At 59.7% G+C, this 1,384-nt stretch carries 1 protein-coding gene; it reads left to right on the forward strand.

Features of this window, described 5'->3' with window-relative positions; all coding sequences use genetic code 11:
- Positions 1-298 precede the first annotated feature (298 nt).
- Positions 299-751 (forward strand): hypothetical protein, encoded by a 453-nt coding sequence (locus tag P0D80_RS50200; RefSeq protein WP_408181802.1) that lies wholly within the window; start codon positions 299-301, stop codon positions 749-751.
- The last annotated feature ends 633 nt before the right edge of the window (positions 752-1,384 follow it).

Genomic DNA, 1,384 nt, shown 5'->3' on the forward strand with positions numbered 1-1,384 from the left:
GCACGCGGTGTCAGCCGCAAAGATGACCAGGACAAGCTCGCGGATGATATCGCAGACGGCGACCGTGACCCAGCGACGCCGGACAATGCTGCCCCTATCCTACAGTCCGAGGACGACGAACAGCACGACGAAATGTGCGACGAAGACGCACCGGAATAAGAGGCGAGAGAGATAGGCGCTGCGCCAAAACACAGACGGTACGACGAACTGGAAGTCATGCTGCTTGCGCGCTTGCCCGGCCAGGTATAGCCCTTGCGCGCTTGAGTGCGCATCAGCTGATGACGTATGGAGGAACCGCATGCCGCAAGTTATCGTTGCGCTGTTCGGCTCATATCATGACGGCGACGAGGCGCTTCGCGCGCTGCAGGCATTGGGGTTAAGCCTGGACCGTGGACATTTATACCAGGCAGGAAAACGAGCCCCGGCGATGCCTGTTCCTGTCAATACTCCAGAGCTGGATTGGCACCTCCACGAGTTCGCGGAGTATGCCGCGCATGGCGAGCGTCCGTGCGCAGGCGCGAACCGATACAACCCGGAGACGGAAGATTTTGGCCTCAGCGCCGACACTGTGGCTCCCGTGGGCGTGGACACAGCCTCGCGTACGCTTCTTATTATTGAGGACATAACTGGCCTGAGACCCGCCACCGCTTGCGAGGTGCTTTACGACTATGGCGCGCTCGCAGTAAAGGACGCGGCCGGCCACTGGCGCTTCTCACCCCACCGGAAGGTCTGCCGCAGCCAGGAATCGTGATTTGATTCGACGGCCAGTTTTGCGACGCCGTGGTGGGAAGTGCCTGGCTAACCGAGCGAATGCGGCGAACCACGTTAACGCACGCAGCCGTTGCAGAGTCGCACCGTTCATCGGTGATGCGGGCACACCATGCGACATTGTGCCTAGCTTCGAAGTTGCGGCGGGACCTGCTCAATGTTGAAATACTGGTCGCCTTTAGCGAAACTGCGAGGTGCGAAAAAGAGAGAACGCTCAACACGGCGAGCAAAATAGCCGCAACAGACACCGCCATGATACGAGCCGATTATTCCGCCTCAGAGGTGCAAGCCGAGCGCCCCGCACCCAGCCCCCCATGCCGCCAAAACCGTCGCGCAATCCACTTACGATGTGCGTCTACGCGGAGCCGGACCGTGACGCCGTTTGTGCTATCCAAGTCTCCCGGGAACGCCTGTTGCGTCGCTATTGCGCGGTCGAAGCTTCGGATTTCTTAGTTGTTGAGACCGCGTTTGAACAGCCTTCAACCTGGGAAACGCCATCATGCAGATTCTTGCCACTCAAACCGGCCTGCCTCGCGTGTCATGGGGTGCCATTTTCGCCGGCGTAATCCTGTCACTCATTGTCTATCTCGTCCTCAGCGTGCTCGGGACAGCCATC

The organism is Paraburkholderia sp. RL17-373-BIF-A, assembly GCF_046030175.1.
Classification (GTDB): Bacteria; Pseudomonadota; Gammaproteobacteria; order Burkholderiales; family Burkholderiaceae; genus Paraburkholderia.

Coding starts and splice junctions, on each gene's coding strand:
- P0D80_RS50200 (WP_408181802.1), top strand. CDS start 299: ATGCCGCAAGTTATCGTTGCGCTGTTCGGCTCATATCATGACGGCGAC.